Raw genomic sequence first — 22,535 nt, forward strand, 5'->3', positions numbered from 1 at the left:
TTACCTCGATTCTGGCGCTATACCGCCTTGATTAAAAAAATTATCCAATGTGCTTAATGCCTGGGTTAGTGCAGACATTTCTTCCTCAGATAATTCTTTGGAAACACTGCTGACCAAATCTCTATGAAATTCTTTATGTTTTTTGTATGCCTTTTCTGATAAGGGGGTAGGAGTTACCATCACTTTTCGTTTATCAGCAGGCATTTTTGTCCGTAAAAGGTATCCTTTTTGTTCTAAGGTTTTAACAGAAGTGGTCAGAGTGCTGGCTGTGACTGCCAGTCGGTTTGCTATTTCAGCCATAGAATTTGAGTTATGTTCCAAACTTTCATAAACCGCTTCAATAACATGCATTTCAGTAATTGATAAATTACGAAATTCACCTTTTGCAAGACTTGCTTCTTCTAAACGTAATATATTATTAAATACGTTGACTAAAAAAGTATTAAGTTGTTCTTCATAAACTCCCATAGAGACCTCCATCTAAAAAGAAATACTTTGAACCTCAAATTAATTACATTGTATCAGTAATTTTGTATTACGTCAATGATAATTTGAAGTTCAAAGTATGTTGTAATATTTGTATTTATATAATTTGCATATTTTATAAATTGGATTCCAATATATATTAATTATTGACAATTAACAGTTATTTCATGTAAGCGTTCTATAATCGGCAAATGCTGGGTACATAAGGATTCACATTTACCGCAGCTAATACACTCAGCAGCTTTTGAAACAGACATGCCCCAATGACCTTTAATCCGGTCTTTCATATTATTGCCTAGGATATGTTCATTATAGGCATCCATGAATTTTGGTATATCAATATCCTTTGGACAATGTTTGCAGTATGCACAACCGGTACACAGATTATTTAAGGCAATACCTTTGTTTTCATACTCCGTACAGATTTCCTTTGCCGGTTTTTCAACAAGATTCTCCACTGCCTTACAGGCGTCATCAACATGTTCTTTTGTTGTAAAACCATTTAATGTAATAGTAATCTCTTTATGGGAGGCTACAAAACGAAGAGCTGCCTGTGGAACAGTTAAGTCTGTTCCTTCTGCCAGGTAAGCAAAAGTCTCTGGGTTGCTTGGAATTAAACCGCCGCTTAAAGGATTCATAACAACAACGCCCATTCCTTTTTTATAAGCGGCTTCAATACCTGTTTGACGGAAACGGTAATTCAAAGCATTGTAGCCGATTAACATTCCCTTGAACAAATCCTTATCAACCGCTTCCTCTAAATCATTACCCTGCATATGAGAAGAGAATACAATGTTACGAATCAGGCCCTCTGCTTTGGCCTGTTCAAAAAATTTATATAATGCATCGCATTGTTTCTCAAAAGCATCTAAACTTAAAACGCACCATAAGTGATAAAAGTCCAGATAATCCACTTTTAAACGGGTTAAGGTTGTTTCTAACCTTTTACGGAAATCCTCAGCGGTACATTTACCCCCAACAGTACCCATATTGGTTTTGGAGGAAACATAATAGCTGTCGCGGGGTAACTGGGATAATGCCATTCCTGTTATAATCTCACTTTTATCATCACAATAAAAGGGAGCGGTATCAAAGTAGTTTATACCCTTTTCGTGGGCATATAAGACTATTTCAGCACATTTTTCCAGATTACCTGCTTTAATATCTTCGTCGTCGTAACGCATGCACCCCATACCGATTGCAGATACTTTCATTTGAGTATCGCCATATTGTTTGTAATACATATTCATACCTCCTGTAATTATGTAAATGCTTTTTTACACCCATTGCTATCATATCTTCTTGCAAATGTATGCCTGTTTACAGATATGATGCTGCCACTGATAAACAAATTGAAGGTAATTTATGATAGTTACTCTATAGATATATTTACTTCAATCTTTGGCTAATATATTAATATTCAGTATAGCAATAAATAATCAAAATCTCAAGAAAAAGCAGGCATATTCTTTGGGTAAAATTTAAGATACAGAGCAAATTGGGATTATATAAAATGTCTATATAGCAATCTCTATTTCTTGCATTTATGTGTATAATAAAGTAAAATGTTTGATATAAGCATACAAACTTCCAAACTTCGAAAGGAACTTAATTATATATGAACAATAAAGTAAAAAAAGGCAGTAAGTATAAAAAAGACAAATCACAGAATAAAAAAGATAATTCACAGAATCAAAATATAACCATTACAGACTGGTTTTATATGACTCCAAGTGAAATCAATGGGAAAAGTATTGCACAATTAATTGAAGAAGAATGCAATACCTCTGTAGAGTTTTGGGAAGAAATGAATATTCTACAGATAGAGCTATCCAATAAAGTAACTATAGATTTCGAACCAATGAACTTGAATTTTAAAGATCCTTCGGATATGGAATTTATAAATAGTCGAAATATTCATACTATATTTTCCGTATATATAGCAAGTGGTGTTTTGGAAGAAGAGTTTAAAAATATCCTAAAGGTAATATTGGATCGGTGGGAGGGCTTCTTATGTGCAGACAGCCAGGACTTTCAACCGGCCTATAGTTTAAATGATCTATAAGAGGAATTGAATTCATTAATAAGGGAAGGAATGGGTTATGGAGAAAATTATTGAGATTACAGGTCTAAAGAAATCCTATGGGGATGTTAAGGCGGTTAAAGGAATTGATTTTTATGTGGAGAAGGGTTCCCTCTTTGCTTTCTTAGGCCCTAACGGTGCGGGTAAATCAACTACCATTGATATGATCAGTACATTATTAAAACCTGATGAGGGAAAAGTTATTATTGATGGACATATTTTGGGTAAGGAAGATGATAAGATCCGTTCCATTATAGGAATCGTATTTCAGGACAATCTGTTGGACAGATTACTTACGGTGAAAGAGAACATGATGATCCGCGGCAGCTTTTATAATCTTTCAAAAGAAGAATTAAGAGCAGCTGTAAATCATGCGGTAAAAAGTGCTAATGTGGAAAGTTTCTTAAACCGCCCTTATGGTAAATTATCCGGCGGACAGAGAAGAAGAGCTGACATTGCCAGAGCGTTGATTAATAAACCTAAGATACTCATTCTGGATGAACCTACTACCGGACTGGATCCCCAAACCAGACAAAGCGTATGGGAAACCATCCGAAGTTTGCAGAAAGAAGAAGGGATGACAATATTCCTGACTACCCACTATATGGAAGAAGCAGCCAAGGCAGACTATGTGGTTGTAATTGATAATGGTGAGATTACGGCTAAAGGAACGCCGGAACAGTTAAAGGAACAGTACAGTAATGACTCCATGACCATACATACAGCAAATATAGAAGAAGTTACAAAGGTAGTAAACCAATTAGGATTTTCTTACGAAATAAATGGGGATACAGTAAATATTCCGCTGGAATTCACATTACAGGCCATACCCATTGTAGAGCAATGTAAAGACAGCATGTTAGGTTTTCAAGTTACAAAGGGAACCTTGGATGAAGCATTTATTCGTATTACGGGGAGGGAAATGAGAGAATGATTCAGTTTGTAAGGCGTAATTTATTAATATTTTTTAGAGACAAAGCTTCCGTATTTTTTTCGCTTTTATCTGTATTTATTATAATTGGTTTATATTTCCTGTTCCTGGGTGATCTGCTTGTTAAAGGACTGGAAGGAGAGGGAATGACCGGTGTCAGATATTTAATGGACAGTTGGATTATGGCAGGATTATTGTCTGTTACCCCAATTACTACAGTGCTTGGAGCATTGGGAATCATGATTGGAGATAAAGAATATGGACTATCCAAAGACTTTTCCGCATCTCCAATAAAAAGAAGTAAATTAACATGCGGTTATATTCTAAGTGCGGCAGTTATCAGTTTTATTTTAACGTTATTTACCTTAGTGCTGGCAGAGATTTATATTATTTATAACGGAGGAGAATTATTATCCTTTGAGGCATTGTGGAAGGTGCTGGCATTAATTATACTTCAGATTTTATCTTCCGGTTTTATCTTATTCCTAGTTGTATCTTTTATGAAGACTGCAAGTGCTTTTGGTGCTCTAAGTACAGTCCTTGGTACTTTAATAGGATTTTTAACGGGAATTTACATACCAATTGGAAACTTACCGGCATCTGTTCAAACTGTAGTTAAAGTATTTCCACCTGCCCATATAGGTATGCTGCTTCGTAAGATTATGATGGAACAAGCGGAAAAGATTACATTTGCAGGTGTTCCAAGAGAATTTGTTGATGCATTTCGTTTTGAACTAGGAGTATCCTTTAAAATAGGTAATACGGTGATAAATCCTGCCATTAGTATTCTATACTTAGTAATTGTAACAATTATATTCTTTCTATTAGCAGTTTGGCGGTTATCAAGGAAGGACAGTTAAAACTGGAGGTTATTTCAGGAAGGTGTCATTTCCAATATTCCCATGGTAGGCTTTAATAGTTACATTGAGTAGAAGGCTTGTAAAAATAGTATAATTGATATCATAAATGTGTTCCTGTATAAAGATAGAAAAGGTGATCAGATACTATATATCTGTTGCTTGCGTGTCAGTACTTAAAAAAAGCATCTTACTTGGTGGTATGTCCCCTGTCTACTTGACAGGAAGCATACCACCAAGTAAGATGCTTTTTTTAGTCCATTATCTATGTAAGACAATTTTACTGCCGTAAAAATGCTAACAATAAAGTTAATACTTCAATTGTACTCATTGGCACTCTTTCAAACTGAAGGAAACACAGATAAAGCCTACTTTTCTATTTTGAATATACATTTAGTATAATGGATAAAGGGAACGAATAATTTTTCTTTAAGATTAGTCTAACATCGAGTCTATTTTAATTATTAATAAACCAATTTAATCTTCAATAAAATTAAGAAAATAAATCCCAAATATACATATTATTTTAGTTAATCAAACCAGTTATATTGCAGTATTAGCCATTGGTATGACTATTATATTAATTATAGTAAGCTGACATCTGAGTATATTTATAAATTCCTGTTTATATTTGTTAAAAATATGTAAAACCTTATTATTAGGTTGATTTCTTTGGGTAATAATGATAAAATTAGTTAGTGGGTAAGAAAATATTTGTATAGGTTGCACTAAAGATTAAATGAATCTATAGAACATTTGTGTCATATGAGGGGGAAAGTTAAAAAAGTTATTATTAGCTTTCGTGACACTGCTTTGTCTAGCCAGAAAGAAATCAAATGATTATAAAGGTGGTGTAAAATGAAAACAGTAGGTTTAATTGTGGAATCAGAACCGCTTCTTTTCTATAAGAATGCAACGGTTATTGAGAATTTTATTCATATATTAAAAAAAGCGGAGGTTAATCTGATTGTTGTAGTGCTTGGAAGCCATAAAAAACAGATAGAATCCTTGTTTAATAATAAAAAAGTAATTACTATTTATAATCCTGGTACTACGGGAAGTGATTTAATGTCTAATGTAAGGGAAGGTTTAAGGAAAATCCTATATATTCAGAATGGTGAGCAAAAAGATGAATTACCATATGAAGCATTGTTTATTCTACCGGGGGATAGGTCTACGGTAACCCCCAGTGTTTTAGTTAAAGAACAACTTCTGATGAAATACTGTGATGCTAAGATATTATTTCCAACCCTTCAGGGTAAAAAGAAGTACCCTCCATTGATTCGATTTAACATATTGCAGGATATTTGTGATTATAACGGCGGGGATGGACTAGAAGGGGCATTGGCACAATTCGAAGAGGAAACCGTATATATGGAAGTGTGTGATTAAGAACATATACTGGAAACAGATATTAGAAAATACATAAACCATAACCAGAATGTCATTCTAAAAGCAAATTCATCTAATCTGGAGAGAATATCTGTTAACAGGGATTTGGCATGGTAGGGCTTTTTGAATGACACTTTTATTTCTGGAAAACCGAAAATGTGTAGTCCAAGATATACTTGATATAAACCATTCATTGGATTATACTAAAATAAAAAAGGAGAAGATACGAAGTTGTTAAAGAAAAAGAGGAAACCTAATCCCATAAACAGTAAGAAAATATGGCTGCTTCTCCCTGTTTATGTGATATATATTATAGTTTATGAATTTTATTTAGGTGTTAATTTATTTGAGTTATTAGGGAATATTATTTTTCCGGGAAAGAAAAAAGAAAATAAAATATAAAATTATGGGGTATAGAAAAAGAATTATATAATCCGTATTTATGAAGGAAATAAAAGAAGAAATTTTAACAACAATTAGTTGGGAGTATGATATATGATAGATGAAAAAAGATTTGCAGTGCTTATAGATGCGGATAACGTATCAGCAAAATATATCAAATATATATTGGATGAAATATCAAATTATGGTGTGGCAACTTACAAAAGAATATATGGTGACTGGACGAAGTCTAGTACTTCTTCGTGGAAAGACGTATTATTAGAGAACTCTGTAACTCCGGTGCAGCAATATAGCTATACTGTGGGAAAGAATGCAACGGATTCCGCAATGATTATTGATGCCATGGATATTTTATATTCTAAAAATGTAGAAGGATTTTGCATCGTATCCAGTGACAGTGACTTTACAAAATTATCCTCAAGATTACGGGAGTCCGGAATGTTAGTTGTTGGTATGGGGGAAAAGAAAACTCCAAAACCCTTTATTGCGGCCTGCAACCAATTTAAATATCTGGATGTTCTTGCTGAAACCGAGAAAAAGACTATGGAAATTGGCAATTTAAATGCCAAAGCTTCCGGTCACGATAGGAAACAGGATATTAAGAAGAATATAGAAAATGATAATCCTTCCGTAATACAGGAAAATGATATTGTAATAAAAGAAGAAAATAGTAACTCCGTCAATAATAAAGATCTTAAGAATGGACAGGATGGTACTGATAATGTAAAATACATGACGGACATTAATGTAATTAAAGCTGCAATTATAAAAATGATGAATGAAATTGATGCGGAAGATCAAAGCATGAATATGGGGGAATTAGGAAGCCGCTTAGTAAAGCGTTACCCTGATTTTGATATTCGAAATTACGGAGATACAAAACTTTCTAAGTTCTTAAAGAAGTTTGATTTCTTAGAAATCAAAAAGAAGGGAAAAGAAGGAACTTCTATGTGGGTATCCCTAAAATCAGAAGGTGATCAGGAGCAGGAAGAAAAAGCAGAGAAAAAACAGGATAAAAAAGCGGTTAATAAGCCATTTCATAAGAAAAAGAAGAAGAAATATTACAAAAAGAAATAAAAGGCATAAAGCACCAGAATGAAGTAGTTAAAAACAAGTTTTAAGTGGGCATTTGTGCTGGCGTACAAAGTTGATGACATTATTAAAAGGCATTAAAACGCCAGAATTGAGGTTATTATGAAGAATATTAAAGAGCATATTAAGCTGAATCAGTTTAAAACTGTATATTTGCTCTGTGGGACAGAGGTCTATTTGAAAAAATTATATAAGGATAAATTAAAAACGGCAATCCTTGGTGACGGTGATCAAATGAACTATTCCTATTTTGAAGGAAAAGGAATTGATACAGCCGAAGTAATATCTGTTGCCAATACTATGCCGTTTTTTAGCGACAGAAGGCTTATTTTAATTGAAAACAGCGGATTTTTTAAGAATCAGAGTAACTTAGCAGACTATATGGGCTCCATTCCGGAAACCACACATATTGTTTTTGTAGAAAGTGAAGTAGATAAAAGAAACCGTTTATATAAAGCGGTTAAAAATATAGGAACCATTTCAGAAATGAACGCTATGGATGAAAAGAATCTTAAACTTTGGGTAGCAACTTTACTGGATAAAGAAAACAAGAAAATCACAGAGGATACTATTCTTTATCTATTGAATAAAGTAGGATCTGATATGGAAAATATTCAAAATGAAGTGGAAAAGCTTATCTGTTACGCTTATGACAGAGAGATTATAGCGAAAGAAGATGTTGATGAAGTATGTACTGCTCAGATTACCGGAAAAATATTTCTTATGGTGGATGCCATCGGCAGCAGACAACAGAAAAAAGCATTGGATTTATACTATGACTTATTGTCTTTAAAGGAGAAGCCAATGTCTATATTATTCTTAGTCACAAGACAATTTAATATCCTTGTTCAGGTAAAAAATCTGCTTTCCTTAGGATATCATAATGACGTTATTAGTCAAAAAACAGGGTTAATGCCTTTTACCATTAATAAATATGTAAACCAAAGCAAGAATTTTACTATGGAAACATTGGTAAATGCTTTAAAAAGCTGTGCAGACATTGAAGAGAGGATTAAGACCGGCAGATTAATTGATAAAATCGGAGTAGAATTACTTATCGTTAAGTACAGTTCTGCTGCATAACTGAATGAATAAATAAAATGCATAAAAGAAGATAAAAGGCTTGACATCCCCAGGGTATGATTTGCTATAATAGTCAAGTAACTTTGGAGAAGTATCGAAGTGGTTATAACGGCCCCGACTCGAAATCGGGTTGTCCAGAAATGGGCACGTGGGTTCGAATCCCACCTTCTCCGCTCTTAAGTATTAGGCTCAAGTCTTAGGACTTGGGTCTTTTTTTGTCGAGTCGATGGAATTTATATGAAAATAGATTTATTAAAACTTGAATTGCATTTGTATGCCAAAGAGGAGCAATGCACATAGCGGCAACAAAGCAAAGACTAACCAAGTTCGGGTTAGTCTCTATATTAGATTACTTCACTGAGAAGTGTACTTGTTAAGTTGATTGAACCGCCCCTTGCGGAACTGCATGAGGGTGGTGTGAGTAGGAGAAAATTTCTCCTACTCGATTAACTATCATAATATTCCATTTACTAGACAGAATACGACATAATATGATATCCTAATATAGATTCATGAGAGACATTGTAGAAAGAATTATTTTTCAAAGTGAAACTTTTCTATTTGAATAGAGAGGAGTTTCGAATACTTTCATGGGTTAGAAAAAGGAATAAGGAGCTTCCTATGATTATACCTGACAAACAGATACATAATAATTTTAAACAGTATGAGTCAGTATTTTTACAATACAGCTCGATGGAAAGGATATACACTGAAGTGATACCTTACCATGAGTTTAAAAACAGCCCGTATCAAGCTTTCTATGTTCTTGAAGGTGCTATGAGTTTAAAAATTACAGGAGCGGATGGAGAAGAGAAGATATCAGCGGTTGTAAAACATGGAAGTTTTTATACACAGAGTTCAAAAACAATGTTACCAAGTGCACTTAGTAGCTTTATGAGTTGTCCAAGCCCCAAAGTTCGAGTGCTTTTGTTTACGAAAGAAGAGTTTAAACAATTAATTAGTGAGCAGATAGAAATCGCTCTTTCGTTAATTCATTTTTATGAGGACTTAACTACATCCTTACAGTGTGAGCTAAAGGATATTCTTTTTTTTGATGGAAAGAAAAGAATATGCAATCATCTATATGCTTGTTATCTTGCAAATAATTCCCTCGAAATCAAGACGACTCAAGAAATGATTGGAAAACACATCGGATTGGACCGTACCAATGTTTCAAAACATTTATCGGAGCTTAGGGCTTTGGAGATAATTGAAACAAGGAGAAATCTAATTCATATTTTGAAATTAGAACAAATTATTGAGATTTCAAATAGATAATCTGAAAAATAACAATAATAGTTGCGCAATATATTAAGTTTATTTATAATTTATCTGCACTATGTAGTAAGCACGACATACAATCACCTTTCTTTTGTAGATAATGTAGATACATCAGCGAAAATTATGTTAAAAAAATAACAATAATTTGGCCGCTTAGATAGTCTTAAGTTTTTTCTTATTCACACATAAGACAGTTGAAGACTTATCTTACTTGATGTAAATTTACGTATGATTAGAAAGGAAAATGGACAAATGAAACAATGGACAAAGAAATTGTTGGCATTCTGCATGGTAGCAACATTAGTATGTTCAATGGTTGGATGTGCGGGTAAAAAGGACCCCTCAATTCCACCAACAGCGGGTACAGCAGAAGGAGGAACAAACACAGAGGCTCTTTATAAAGCAGGTACTTATACTGCAAGGAAGCAAGGCAATGGAGGAATGATTTCGGTCACAGTGGAATTTAGCGAAACAGAAATTTTATCTGTCACAATTGGTGAAAATCAAGAGACGGAAGGTATTGCAACTCCAGTATTTTATAAATTTCCAGAGCAGATTGTAAAGGGACAAACCCTTAATATTGATGCAATCAGTGGAGCAACGATTACAAGTGATGCTGTTATAGAAGCAGTTTCTGACTGTGTTGAGCAAGCAGGTGGTGATGTAAATGAGCTTAAGAACAAAAAAGTAGCATCTACTATTGCAGGTGAAGATATCGAAAAAACAGCAGATATTATTATTGTCGGTGGTGGTGGAGCAGGTTTATCAGCAGCTGTTAGCTCATCTGACCTTGGTGCATCTGTTATCTTAATCGAAAAAGGTTCTGCACTTGGTGGCAATACATTACGCGCAGGTGGTGCGTATAATGCAGTAGATCCAGAACGTCAAGCTGCGCTAGCAATGGAAGGGTCTCAGATTACAGAATTAAAAGAAATTGCAGCTCTGGATGAAACTACAATTGCAGAAGAATATCGTCCTACCTTAGCTACATTAAAAGAACAAATCAAAGAATACTTAAAAGGAGATATGAGTGTACTATTTGATAGTGTAGAGTTACATACGTATCAAACATACAAAGGTGGCAAACGTACTGGATTAGATGGTTCAGAAATTTATGGAGATTTCAACCTAGTTCAAACATTAACCAAGAATTCGTTAGATGCGTTGAATTGGTTAGTTTCTCACGACGAAGAAGTGGGAATTTCCGATGAAATCGGTACTGTACTTGGAGGTTTGTGGCCTCGTATGCATAGCTTAAGTACAAGCGTTGGTCATGGTTTTATTACACCACTTCAAAAAGCAGCTGAGGCAAATGGTGTGGAGATCATACTTGAAACTGCTGGTAAAGAATTAATTATGGAAAATGGCCGTGTTGTTGGTGTAATTGCGGAACAAGCAGACGGTACAAAAGTAACACTACATGCCAATAAAGCTGTCATCATGGCAACTGGTGGTTATGGAGCAAATCCGAAAATGGCTATGAAGTATGATAATTATTGGGGCTGTCTCAATGAAAATATGGCAACAACGAACACAGTATTGGCAATTGGTGATGGTATCGTAATGGGTGATGCAATCGGAGCAAACCTAGTAGGTATGGGTTTTGTTCAATTAATGCCAAGCTCACAACCTGTCACTGGATCTTTATCCGGTGGTTTATGGACAAGTGCTGAAAATCAAGTATTTGTGAACCAAGAAGGAAAACGTTTTGTATCTGAGTATGAGAGCCGTGATATTATGGCAAAAGCAGCACTTGAGCAGACAGATGCCATGTTTTATATTATTTGTGACCAATCCACTGCTGGTGATCCACAACCAGGTGGACAAAATGGCTGGGGAAATGATATTGATAAGCTAATAGAAGATGGTAGTGTTTTAAAAGCAGATACGTTGGAAGAGCTAGCTAAGAAAATTGGTTGTGACCCAACATCATTCGTAAAAGAAATTGAGCGTTATAATAACTTTTGTGAAAATGGAGTAGATGAAGATTTCGGTAAAGTTAAGTTAGGAGAGAAGATCGATGTTGGTCCTTTCTATGCAACTCCTAGATCACCGTCCATTCACCATACGATGGGCGGTCTTCAGATTAATGAAAAAGCACAAGTGTTAAATATAGATGGCGAGGCTATTCCTGGATTTTATGCAGCTGGTGAAGTAACTGGTGGAATCCATGCTGGTAATCGTGTTGGTGGTAATGCGATTCCTGATATTATGGTATTTGGGTATATTGCAGGTGAGAATGCGGCTGCTGAAAAATAAATATTGATTGAAAAAGGTTGTTGCAAGGCTATGGAAAGTAGGTTGTAGCAACCTATTTTCATTAGTTTATTCAGGCTCTGTGTCAATAGTTGGGGTGTTCCGTCGGGACTCGCCTCTTTACTAGATATAGAGCTGTTTTCATGTTTTTCTCTATAATATCTGTTTTAAGCATGACAAATAAAACCTTGTGCCAGTCTTTTTTTATTTATTGAATTAGTATGGTAGGAACAGACGTAGCAGTGGAGCGGAAGACGGTAAGAAAGAATAACGGCGTTGTATTGGATACAATTTTAATGTATGAAAAAGAAAATCCATATCTATACTTCAATTATTATTTTGAACAGTATAAGCAGGGTGCGACAGAATCAGAAATCATAGAAGATATGCTTAAGGATGCAAATGTGATTAAGGAAGAAGCAGGAGAGCGGCTACAAAACGCAACAGAGGTTTCAGTCCTTACCTTCAGCAGATGTTAAGTTTCTGCTGAAACTGCCATGTAGTGGCAATGAGGTTATAAGCAAATAGCGTAAACGGAAAAACTTGCCTGTAGGCAAGTGGGAATACCCGTTTGTCTATTACATATTTGTATTTTAAGTACAAATGTATAGACTTTTCCATTGTAATATATTTGTACTTGGTATTCATGGTGCTAACCGAGTAGGTGGTAATGCTGTTGTAGATATTGTTGTATTTGGACGTATTGCTGGTGAAACAGCTTCTAAATAATAAAATATAGATAAAGTAGATCGAATGATCACAAACAAGGGCAGCAGTCATAAGACGGTTGCCCTTGTTTTGGGTATGCAAAGCATTGGCACAATCTAACGAGGGAAAATCAAATCAAGATAACTAGAGACATAGGCAAGCTAATAGAATTTAATAGATAATTTCGATACGTGATACATTTACATTGAATCAGTAGATTTATGAGTGGAGATACTTTATAATGGATAAAAAATAGTAGGAGGCTTGACTTGAAAAAAGGAATTTATTTGAACGATTCCATTCATGGATTAATTTCATTAACTGAATATGAAAGAAGAATTGTTTCAACAATTGGTTTTAACCGTCTCCATGATGTATATCAAAATTCTACGGTATATCTAACATTTCCAACCAATCGGACCAAACGATTTGAACACTCCGTTGGTACGATGAAACTTTGTTCTGATATGTTTTTTCAATCGTTACTGAATACAACAGATTCTATGTTGAGTGAATTCTTTGAAATCTTTGAAAGAGAATATGCCACGATTTTAGATAGATTAAAACAGCAGATGGATGTTTGTGAAGAAAAATTAGGTAGCAGACTCCCGGAGGCGATGCCACAGATTGAACTAGATAAGTTGAGACATTCCCTTATACCGAACAATATCCCTGATCAGTATAAAGTTATTTACCTTATCCTCATTCAATCAATCAGGGCAGCAGCATTGTTACATGATATCGGACATCCTCCATTTAGTCATATAGTGGAGTTTGCGTTGAAAGATGTTTACCTGGAGTATAAAGACAAAGCAGTTAGTGAAGATGAAAATGCAAAAGAATTTGTTTATATTATGTCGAAATACTTTGAGGGTAATAAGAAATTACACGAACAAATGGGTGACGAGATCAGTGAGGGTATTTTAAGCAAAATTATTGTGCCAATTTCAGAGGATGATGAGAAATACGATGAGAATTTATTTGAACTTCTTATATTAGAAAGTGTAAAAAGAATTTTTGAAGAAGATGGGGCATTCGGGTATCTTCATAGGATTATTGATTCTAGTTTGGACGGAGACCGCTTGGATTATGTGACGAGAGATGTAATCAATTCGGGAAAGGATTCTGGAAAGATAGAGTATAGCAGAATTATTAATGATATGCAGTTGATTGTGGAGAACGGAGAGATTTTTTTCTGTGTTCCATTAAAAGCAGTAAGTTCAGTGGAGGATTTTGTTAAGCGTAGATATAATAGCTATAAAGATATTATATATCATCATAGAGTCATCCAATCTGATTATATTCTGGAAGGAATTGTGAAAGATTTGGTAAAGAAATATTTAAATGAAACAGTATCGGAAACACAGCGTGACAGCGAAGTACTGATACCATTTGATATCTCAGGACTTTGGTTTCCATTGGGGGATAAAAAGTCAGCAATCAAAGCAAATGCACTTTCTCAATGGAATGACTCCTGGTTAATGACCGTATTGAGGCAAATTTATTATACGGAATATTATCATAATGAAGAGATTGAAGAAGGCACTGGGGGTTTTGTGTTGGCACAACGTCTGGCGGAATTGCTGCGTAATAGCAAGCGGTATCATTCCATGATTAAACGGAGTGAGAATTTTAAGATTATTGACGACGCTGTGAAACTAGAGATAATGAAACAAAAAGACGAGATTGAAGCGTTTCTAGAAAAAGAAAAAGAGCTGTCTTGTAGGGAAAGATCCACGGAGCTGATTCATCAAATGTTAGAGAATACTATGAAAAATTCTTCTGGCTTTGTTTTGTCCTTTATTTGGAGATATAGTAAGGAAATGAAAATCGAAGCCTTTGAACAGATGGTTAGAGAAATCGTGGAAATGGAAACAAATCATATAGTTACCGGTCTTAAGACTTATGATACGGTTACTTTATTTAAACGGATTTCGATTGGATTAGATTCTCCAATTTATTTCTATAACCATAAGGGAACAATTTGTACATTAAAAGATATCAGTGGAATTGCTGATATTTTACAGCTTGATTCCGATTATCTGCCGGTCTTCTATATTTACATTTTAGCAAAAGATGAGGACGGGGTTCTAAAGGAGAAAAGAGAAGAACTGTTAAGTTGCATCGGTAAACGAATTGGAGTTGAGATTATGAAAAGATTTCTGATATAGTATAAAAACAGATTGATTGTCAGAAAGAAAACCCGTATTAATTTATTTTTATGAATTTATTACATTATTTAAAATAGTATAATTGGAGGTTATATGTATGACTATAGATGTGCAAAAGTGTTTGATAGAAAAAGAATATTTCCCTGATGTAATGGGAATTTGGGAGGGAATATCATGACAAAACATCATATCTATACAATGAGTGTGGCTAGTGTTTATCCCCATTATGTTACCAAGGCAGAAAGAAAAGGACGTACTAAAACAGAAGTTGATGAAATCATCTGTTGGCTGACAGGATATAGCCAGGAAGGGTTACTGGAACAACTAGAAAAGCAGACGGACTTTGAGACTTTCTTTGCGAATGCTCCGCACCTGAATCCATCCAGGGTTTTAATCAAAGGTGTGGTTTGCGGGGTTCGAGTGGAAGATATTGAAGAACCAACTATGAAGGAAATTCGTTATTTGGATAAGTTGATAGATGAATTAGCAAAGGGGAAAGCGATGGATAAGATTTTACGGAAATAATAATTAAAAAAGTAATCCATCAGTATTCAATGAAAAAACAATTAATAAGATAAATATTGTATCTTTAGGCCTTGAAGAAGGCTACGGAGCATATTTAAGCGAAGAACTCATAGTTATTGACAAAATAAATATTTTAGAAGATAAAGATGCAATTAGGAAAAACACAATTTCATTATTAGGACATGAACTCGGTCATAATTGGTTTAAGGGAGCGGATATAACAACATGGGAAGATTGGCTAAATGAAACAGGCGCGGAATGGGCAGAATTATTAACAAGAAGGCAAATCTTCATAAGGTTGTTCATGGTCTAGGTATTGATTATAAAACAAATAATAGTATCTCATAATGGAAAAACCTTCATTGAACGTGGTTTATGTGGTGGATTTGCAGTAAAAATAATAAAGAGCAAAAAAGTTAGTATTTACAGGTACCATAATAAAGTGTGTTTTACTTCTAGCCCCACAAATGGTAATATATACCTATAAGATAATAGGGGGGGTTAAGTTTGAAAACAATTACTAATATATTATTTACTTTTTTAGTATACTTTTTGTAAGTTGTATATTAATTAATCCATCAAAATGTTACCAGAGTCAGAAGCTAAAATAACTATTGGTAAAAAAATATCTGCTACAAGTTTAGATATTGATTCGCAATATTACACATTTACTTTAAAAAGCAAAATGAAGGTAAAGATACGTGTTATGGTGAAGGAACGACCTACGGAAGACGAAGAAGATTATTATTATGCTGATGAAAACCTTATATACTTTAGTCTTTATTATGAAGATGATGAGTCTGAATTTTTAAATGGGAGGTTAATGCAGGAGAAACAAAAGCGAAGACGGTTATATTAGATGGGGGAACATATACAATTGATATTTTTGGATTTTCTGATGGATTAAATTATACTTTTAGTACAGAAAATGTAACTACATAAACTAAAAAAAACTCTATGGCTGGCGGCGAACTGAGTTTGCTTGCAGGGAACAGTAAGAAAATAACTGTTAAATCAGCAGAAGGTGGTAAGTTTGTAGGAGAAGTTACATGGACTTCGTCAGATAAAAAAATTGCTATAGTTGATAAATCAGGAAATGTTACAGGTATAAAGCAAGGAAGCTGTGTCATTAGTGCGAAAATAAATAATTCGAATACAGTGAAATGCAAAGTTACAATTAAGGCTAGGCCACAGTTATATATTACAGAAGCAAGTTTCGATAAAAATTTTCTTGGGGGTGTAGAACCATATATAACCCTTCAGAATAATTTTGGAAAAACAATTAAATATATATATCTTGACTGTTACTTTTATAATACGGTTAATGACCCTGCATATTGCGAAATTAAGAGAACTAATTTTTGAAGAGATGTATAAGAGATTCCAATAGTACTACTATTTTGTTACAAGGCTTAACGTCCCATATCTGGAGAATGACTTAGCCAGGTCAAAAGGGGATCAGATGGAATTCAATTATAAAAACTTGGCTTACGGATGATATAACAAAATTATCCGAAATGCGAAAGGGGTTATATGAAGAAAAGTTTTTCAAATTATAAGTTTGCAGCATTTATGATTGTTGTTAGCATTTTATTGATTGGATGTTCTAAGAAAAATGCCAACACAATAACGAATGTTAAGTTAACAGAACGTGAGAAGATTATTTCTAGCTTTTGGGGTGATATGTGTACTTTATTCGATTTTATGTTTAATGATACCATAGGCGGTATGTCACTTTGTCTAGAGGAATGGGTAGCAGGAGAAAGGTTAAAAGAAGATATCATCTCTTATGGAGGCACTTCAGATTATGAAAGTTTGTATGTTATTTCTAATCTAATTAAAGATGATGGTATTGAGGGGCCAGGTGTTGAGTGGAAATTCATTAATGTAAATAAAGCAGCCAGAATAACATCAGGAACTCACAAGTTTTATTTTCCAGACAAGAAAAACTGGATAGGCAGTACGCATAGTATATTATCTGAAACTGGAGAAGAAAAAATCAAGGTAGAGCCAGGCGAAGAGTATATTCTGGTGGCAAGGCTGTTTGATTTAAATGGAGATGAATTAAAATTTGGTTCCATTGATACACAGAATATGAAGGAGGATATACTAAAAAGCTCTGACTATGCCATAGTGTTACGATTACATCTGTATCAAAGTGAAGAGGAAGCGAATAATCTGATTGAATCAACTAAGTAAAGTTAGGATAATAGGATGAGAAGAAGAGCTTTCAGTAGATTACAACTTAAGATTTGGTGAGATTACGTTGTAGTTGCGGACTTTGTTGTAATCATAAAACCTTAATTCACAATTAGGCATAAAATTCATTCGATTGTGTGTCAGCTTTAGTTATATAAATAAAATTGAATCGATAATAAAGAATTATTTTATACACTTACAAAACAGTGCTACTTAATCTAATTAGGTGGCACATTTTTATTTAGACATGCTCTGTCATTAGGAATTATATTAAAAGAGACACAAATGAGTGTTGGATTGTTTCAGGCTTAAAAGAAGAATTACCACCACCAATAGAGAGATATATGCTATTTCAAAAGGTTATACATGTAAGGGGTATGCAACTCAAGCTGTACAAGGTCTAATTAAATACTTATTTGAACACTAATACTAATGTGTTGAATGCCACTGCATTAACATATAATATCCCTTCAAATAGGGTAATACAGAAATGTGGTTAGATTAATAGATAGTATTGAGATTGAGGGGCAGGGATTTAATAACAAACTTAGTAAAAGTGAATGGAATAATATAACAAAAGAATAGAATTGACCGTTTTGATTAGGACACCTTTGGACACGCTAGTCTTTAATTCAATAATAGTAAGTAGCTTTACATAAGACACTTCCCGACTCCATCGTGGCCAAGTAAAATGCTTGAATCAAGTAATTAACCCAATTATACAGGTGTTCAAATCCCACCGTCTCCGTTTGTAATGATTAGTTCCAATCCGTTTGGATTGGAACTTTTGATTGATAAATTTAGTGAGGATAGCAAATAAGTTAAACGTGCTCCTTTGGAGGTGTAACGAAGGTTTTACTAAAATTGGATAGAGTATGTATAATTTAGTTATGATAAGTTAGGAGGTACTTATAGACAAATTATACGTAGATTATATATAATGAAGGTATGAATTAACATAGAGATAAATTTGAAATTAAATATTAGTTATATTAGAGAGGTATTGAAATTGGAATATATGGGGGATTCTAATTAGTAGAATGAACGATTTAAAGTAAATTATAATGTTTGAGGATACCAAGGCCTATCGATTGTGTGATAAAGCGAATGATATACCATGAATATGTTAAGGGAGAGATCAGATGAAGAACAAAAACGTAAAAGTACTACTATCTACAACCATTGGTTTACTTGTCGTGTTAACTACAATAACCACTATATTATTGATTAAGGTTATCCGACTAGAAGATAATATTGGGATAAAGGTAAAAACAGAAGTAGATTCTGTAGATTTGGACGCATACTTAGAAGATAAATACGTAAAGGTAAGTAAAGAAGTTGACCCAGATTGGGATAAGTGGAAGGATGTACGTTATTATTATGGATTTGATAGCAATGAACAACCAGTGTTTAATACAGTGAATGGAGTATTAGAATCAGACACCATGATATCTGTACGAGGTGGAAAAGGAAGATGGAACAATCGCTTTGTGTCTGGAGGGCATGTATTTGAAGGTTGGTCAGGGAATGAGCTGAGTCGATTAACATTAATGATGGGCAAATTTCATGAGACATTTGCATGTATTCAAACTTATTCACCAGCAGGATTATATGAGCAGGAACGTCGATTTGGTTGGGTGAAAATTGGTTCAGATGAGAAGAAAAAGGGGGTAGATATCTCCCAAGGCTGGACTAATTTTTACACCCCTTTAACATTACAAAGGAGAAGTGCAGCACCTAAAAGAGTGACAGATAGTGATTTAAATCCTCAATTATCAAAAGCAAAAGTTCCAGTGGGAACTATGTATTATGATATAACCTTAGAAAAAGTACGGGTAATGACAGCAGATGGTTGGAAAAGTTTTGTAGTAGAGTAGAATGTGATGGGTTCAAGGTAAATTTGTGGAGGTTTTTATGGAACGTATTTTGATTATAGGTGGCAATGGTTGCGGAAAAACGACATTGGCACAAAAATTAGCCCTCAAATTGGAACTTCCATTAATTCACCTTGATGTTCTATATTGGAGAGATAATTGGAAAAATGCTTCAAAAGATGAATTTGATGAGTTGCTAATGAAAGAGCTTTCAAAACCAAAATGGATTATAGATGGAAATATGAATCGTTCAATACCTCTTAGACTAAAGTATTGTGATACTGTGATTTACATGGATTTCTCACGAACTATGTGTGTTTATGGTGCTATAAAAAGAGTGGTAAAAAATTATGGGAAAAGCCGCTTTGATATGGGAGGTTATTGCCCTGAAAAATTCAATAAACAAAAAATTGAGTTTATAAAGGCTATTTGGAACCATGATAAGACGAATAGAAAACGGTTTTATGATATGCTTAATAATGAAAGTGCTGTAAACAAAATAGTATTGAAAAATCGCAGGCAAGTAAATAAGTTTTTGCGGAGATTTTGAGTTTGAAAGCATTGATTTTACTACAAAATCAGTGCTTTTTTTTATTTAAAATCACGTAAAACCTTTTTGGCATATTACAAATGGATACCAGTAACAAAGGTGTCCTTTATTATTATAAGAGGAGCAGTAAAATTGAAAGAAATGATAATGCAGTCATTACGTTTAAAATAAATAGAAGCCAGCGACCAAGATACAATTACATGGTGGATAAAGATGGAATCAGAAATGAAAAAATAGAAAATTTTAAATATAGATTTGCCCACAGGTAAAAACCTGTGGGCTTACTTTATAACTGTATCATCAATAATGAAATGGTAAATTTATGTATAAATTCTAAAAGACATATGCTATAATTGTAGTTAAAAAGGTGAGGAGTGATAATTTTGTTCAAAAAAATAGCTATTGTCCTTCTGCTGGCAGCTTTACTATTTTCTCTATGCTCATGTTCTTTTGATGATAGTAAAGCAAAGGACAATTCATTCACTGTTTTGTCAAGCAGTGAAAATAAGGATTTAGAGCAAATGCTTTTGGAATTTGCCAAAAAAAATAAAATTGATTTAAAATTTGAGTACACAGGGTCTTTAAATATTCCTTCCATGATAAAGTCATCACAAAAGGATTATGATGCTGTATGGTCTTCAAATAGTATATGGAATGCTTCCATCTCAAACTCCGTTTTAAAAAATTCAAAATCTATATCTGTTAATCCTGTGATATTTGCGGTAAAGGAAAGCAGGTATAAAGACTTGGGATTTAGTAAAGACACAGTTGTAAATGACTTGGTGCAGGCAGTAGAAGCAGGAAATTTAAAGTTTCTAATGCCGTCGGTTACTCAAACAAACAGCGGTGCATCAGCTTACATAGGATTTTTAAACTGTCTGGCAGGTAATCCTCCGGTTTTGACAGAGGAAGACTTAAAATCAGAAGATCTTCAAGAAAGTTTAAAGACCTTGTTTAAAGGAGTAGTCAGAAACTCCGGCAGTGATGAATACTTAATAGACATCTTCAATGATGGCGACTACGATGCACTTGTGAACTACGAATCTTCGCTAATAGAACTGAACAATCAGTTAATAAAAAGTAATAGAGAACCCTTAAGATTCATTTATCCCTCTGACGGAGTTTCCGTTTCGGACAGTCCCTTTGCGTACATAGATAACAATAATGATAATAAGCTGGAAATTTTTAATAAGCTTCAAAGCTTTTTATTGTCAGCGGACACCCAGCAAAAGCTTGAAAGTATGGGTAGAAGAACCACCTATGGAGGTCAGGTATCAAACCATGAGGTTTTTAAGGAATCATATGGAATTGATAAGAATGCGTATTTGTCGCCTATTAAATACCCGGCGAGCCCTGTAATTAAAAGTGCACTGAATCTTTACCAGGATTTATTCAGAAAACCTTCTGTGGTAGTTTTTTGCCTTGATTATTCAGGTAGTATGTATGGGAAAGGAAATGAACAACTTGTTGCGGCAATGGAAATGATATTGGATTATAAGCTGGCATCAGAGGATATGATACAGTTTTCGGAAAGGGACAAAATATTTGTTATTCCATTTGCAGAAGAACTTAAATGGGAGGATTCAACTTTATCTGGAACGGATACAGCTGACCTGATATCCAGAATAAAGGATACGGAGGCTGGGGGAGGAACGGATATATACAAGCCGGTGGAGCATGCCGCCACAATACTAAAGGATTTTGATACTGATTTATATACAAAATCCATTGTTTTAATGACAGATGGTGCATCAATCGGAGGTTTCCGTAAAGGTAACTCTTACGATATACCTGTGTTTTCAATTATGTTCGGTGAGGCAAATCCGAAGCAGTTGGATGAAATCAGCAGACTTACAAAAGGCAAGACCTTTGACGGCAGAATAGACCTTATTAATGCCTTTAAGGAAATAAGAGCATATAATTAGAGGAGATTCAATATGAAAGAAATATTTCTTGGTGTTGTTTCCGCAGTAGTATTCCTTGCAGTCTGGCTTATAGGCGACAACATTGCAATATCCATCTTAAGCAGTGCAGGTTGCCTGATAATAACCTTATTTACAATAAAGACTCTGGAAAAGGAAAAGAAATTGAAGATTGACTTAAAAGATGATGAAAATGCTTACGATAAGGTCCGTAAATCAATTATTGATTACAGTTCTTCCATTTCAAGGTATGGGGATAAATTTAGGAGCCTGAATGTAGAGAGGGATATTATATCTCCGGACATTATAATCATGATGGATTCAATCCATAAAACGTGTTTAAAAATATCAGATGCACTTATGGAAGACAATTCTCTCTACACGAAGCTGAATGATTTTTCCTCATATTATTTGCCCGGGCTGATTAATATTTTAGATACCTATGAAAACTTGGCCGAAGGCTCATTTAAAGCAGATGAAGCACAAAAATTTGCCTCGCAGTTTTACCAATTTCTAACTCAGATAACAGATGCCTTCGATAAAAAATATTACAGCCTTTTCTCAAAGGATGTTCTGGACAGTAAGGCTGAAATGGCTGCTATGACGGCTTTATTCAAATCAGAAGGACTTATGGATAATAAAGATTTTATGGGAGGATAGTTTGAATTATTAAAAAACATAATTCAAACGATGAATTTGTGCTTATGCCCAAATTCACGGATA

21 protein-coding genes and 1 tRNA gene are annotated in these 22,535 nt (G+C 34.2%); 20 read left to right on the forward strand and 2 right to left on the reverse strand.

Annotated elements, in window-relative coordinates:
• Positions 1-468, reverse strand: coding sequence for a MarR family winged helix-turn-helix transcriptional regulator (locus tag BM183_RS03415; protein WP_091684397.1), 468 nt, complete (start codon positions 466-468; stop codon positions 1-3).
• A 161-nt stretch (positions 469-629) separates the two neighbouring features.
• Positions 630-1,730: an aldo/keto reductase gene (locus BM183_RS03420; RefSeq protein WP_091684399.1), complete on the reverse strand. Its 1,101-nt coding sequence runs from the start codon at positions 1,728-1,730 to the stop codon at positions 630-632.
• 374 nt (positions 1,731-2,104) lie between these two features.
• Here BM183_RS03420 and BM183_RS03425 point away from each other — a divergent pair, with 374 nt between their 5' ends.
• The 20 genes from BM183_RS03425 to BM183_RS03515 all read left to right on the forward strand — a co-directional run bounded on the left by BM183_RS03425 (position 2,105) and on the right by BM183_RS03515 (position 22,472).
• Positions 2,105-2,551, forward strand: coding sequence for a hypothetical protein (locus BM183_RS03425; RefSeq protein ID WP_091684400.1), 447 nt, complete (start codon positions 2,105-2,107; stop codon positions 2,549-2,551).
• 37 nt (positions 2,552-2,588) lie between these two features.
• Complete coding sequence (locus BM183_RS03430; RefSeq protein ID WP_091684402.1) at positions 2,589-3,503, forward strand: ABC transporter ATP-binding protein; 915 nt, start codon at positions 2,589-2,591, stop codon at positions 3,501-3,503.
• Positions 3,500-4,360, forward strand: a complete 861-nt coding sequence (locus BM183_RS03435) for an ABC transporter permease (RefSeq protein WP_091684403.1) — start codon at positions 3,500-3,502, stop codon at positions 4,358-4,360. The genes BM183_RS03430 and BM183_RS03435 overlap by 4 nt, the downstream gene beginning before the upstream one ends.
• 855 nt (positions 4,361-5,215) lie before the next feature.
• Complete coding sequence (locus BM183_RS03440) at positions 5,216-5,749, forward strand: NTP transferase domain-containing protein (protein WP_091684405.1); 534 nt, start codon at positions 5,216-5,218, stop codon at positions 5,747-5,749.
• A 495-nt stretch (positions 5,750-6,244) separates the two neighbouring features.
• A complete protein-coding gene (locus tag BM183_RS03445) occupies positions 6,245-7,228 on the forward strand; it encodes an NYN domain-containing protein (RefSeq protein ID WP_091684407.1) in 984 nt (327 codons plus the stop codon).
• Between the two features lie 117 nt (positions 7,229-7,345).
• Positions 7,346-8,326, forward strand: a complete 981-nt coding sequence (gene holA / locus BM183_RS03450) for a DNA polymerase III subunit delta (RefSeq protein WP_091684409.1) — start codon at positions 7,346-7,348, stop codon at positions 8,324-8,326.
• An 85-nt stretch (positions 8,327-8,411) separates the two neighbouring features.
• A tRNA-Ser gene (locus BM183_RS03455) sits at positions 8,412-8,499 on the forward strand.
• A 448-nt stretch (positions 8,500-8,947) separates the two neighbouring features.
• Positions 8,948-9,604, forward strand: coding sequence for a Crp/Fnr family transcriptional regulator (locus tag BM183_RS03460; protein WP_091684410.1), 657 nt, complete (start codon positions 8,948-8,950; stop codon positions 9,602-9,604).
• 315 nt (positions 9,605-9,919) lie between these two features.
• Positions 9,920-11,866, forward strand: coding sequence for a flavocytochrome c (locus tag BM183_RS03465; protein ID WP_242960831.1), 1,947 nt, complete (start codon positions 9,920-9,922; stop codon positions 11,864-11,866).
• Positions 11,867-12,084: 218 nt separating this feature from the next.
• Positions 12,085-12,342, forward strand: coding sequence for a DUF5688 family protein (locus BM183_RS03470; RefSeq protein ID WP_091684414.1), 258 nt, complete (start codon positions 12,085-12,087; stop codon positions 12,340-12,342).
• A gap of 124 nt (positions 12,343-12,466) precedes the next feature.
• Positions 12,467-12,592, forward strand: a complete 126-nt coding sequence (locus tag BM183_RS21215) for a hypothetical protein (protein WP_276326317.1) — start codon at positions 12,467-12,469, stop codon at positions 12,590-12,592.
• A gap of 248 nt (positions 12,593-12,840) precedes the next feature.
• Positions 12,841-14,742 (forward strand): HD domain-containing protein, encoded by a 1,902-nt coding sequence (locus tag BM183_RS03475; RefSeq protein WP_091684415.1) that lies wholly within the window; start codon positions 12,841-12,843, stop codon positions 14,740-14,742.
• Between the two features lie 174 nt (positions 14,743-14,916).
• Positions 14,917-15,267: a DUF2200 domain-containing protein gene (locus BM183_RS03480; protein ID WP_091684417.1), complete on the forward strand. Its 351-nt coding sequence runs from the start codon at positions 14,917-14,919 to the stop codon at positions 15,265-15,267.
• Between the two features lie 583 nt (positions 15,268-15,850).
• Positions 15,851-16,126, forward strand: a complete 276-nt coding sequence (locus BM183_RS03485) for a hypothetical protein (protein WP_091684418.1) — start codon at positions 15,851-15,853, stop codon at positions 16,124-16,126.
• Positions 16,127-16,245: 119 nt separating this feature from the next.
• The gene (locus BM183_RS03490) at positions 16,246-16,632 is read left to right on the forward strand and encodes an Ig-like domain-containing protein (protein WP_170847876.1); all 387 of its coding nucleotides are present in this window, start codon (positions 16,246-16,248) and stop codon (positions 16,630-16,632) included.
• Between the two features lie 168 nt (positions 16,633-16,800).
• A complete protein-coding gene (locus BM183_RS03495) occupies positions 16,801-17,466 on the forward strand; it encodes a hypothetical protein (protein WP_091684421.1) in 666 nt (221 codons plus the stop codon).
• A 1,142-nt stretch (positions 17,467-18,608) separates the two neighbouring features.
• Positions 18,609-19,343, forward strand: coding sequence for a hypothetical protein (locus BM183_RS03500; protein WP_091684422.1), 735 nt, complete (start codon positions 18,609-18,611; stop codon positions 19,341-19,343).
• Between the two features lie 37 nt (positions 19,344-19,380).
• Positions 19,381-19,890: an AAA family ATPase gene (locus BM183_RS03505; protein WP_091684424.1), complete on the forward strand. Its 510-nt coding sequence runs from the start codon at positions 19,381-19,383 to the stop codon at positions 19,888-19,890.
• A 374-nt stretch (positions 19,891-20,264) separates the two neighbouring features.
• A complete protein-coding gene (locus tag BM183_RS03510; protein ID WP_242960836.1) occupies positions 20,265-21,815 on the forward strand; it encodes a substrate-binding domain-containing protein in 1,551 nt (516 codons plus the stop codon).
• A 12-nt stretch (positions 21,816-21,827) separates the two neighbouring features.
• On the forward strand, positions 21,828-22,472 hold the full coding sequence (locus BM183_RS03515) for a 5-bromo-4-chloroindolyl phosphate hydrolysis family protein (protein WP_091684428.1): 645 nt from the start codon (positions 21,828-21,830) through the stop codon (positions 22,470-22,472).
• Positions 22,473-22,535: the final 63 nt, after the last annotated feature.

It is taken from the genome of Anaerocolumna aminovalerica (genome assembly GCF_900115365.1).
Classification (GTDB): domain Bacteria; phylum Bacillota; class Clostridia; order Lachnospirales; family Lachnospiraceae; genus Anaerocolumna; species Anaerocolumna aminovalerica.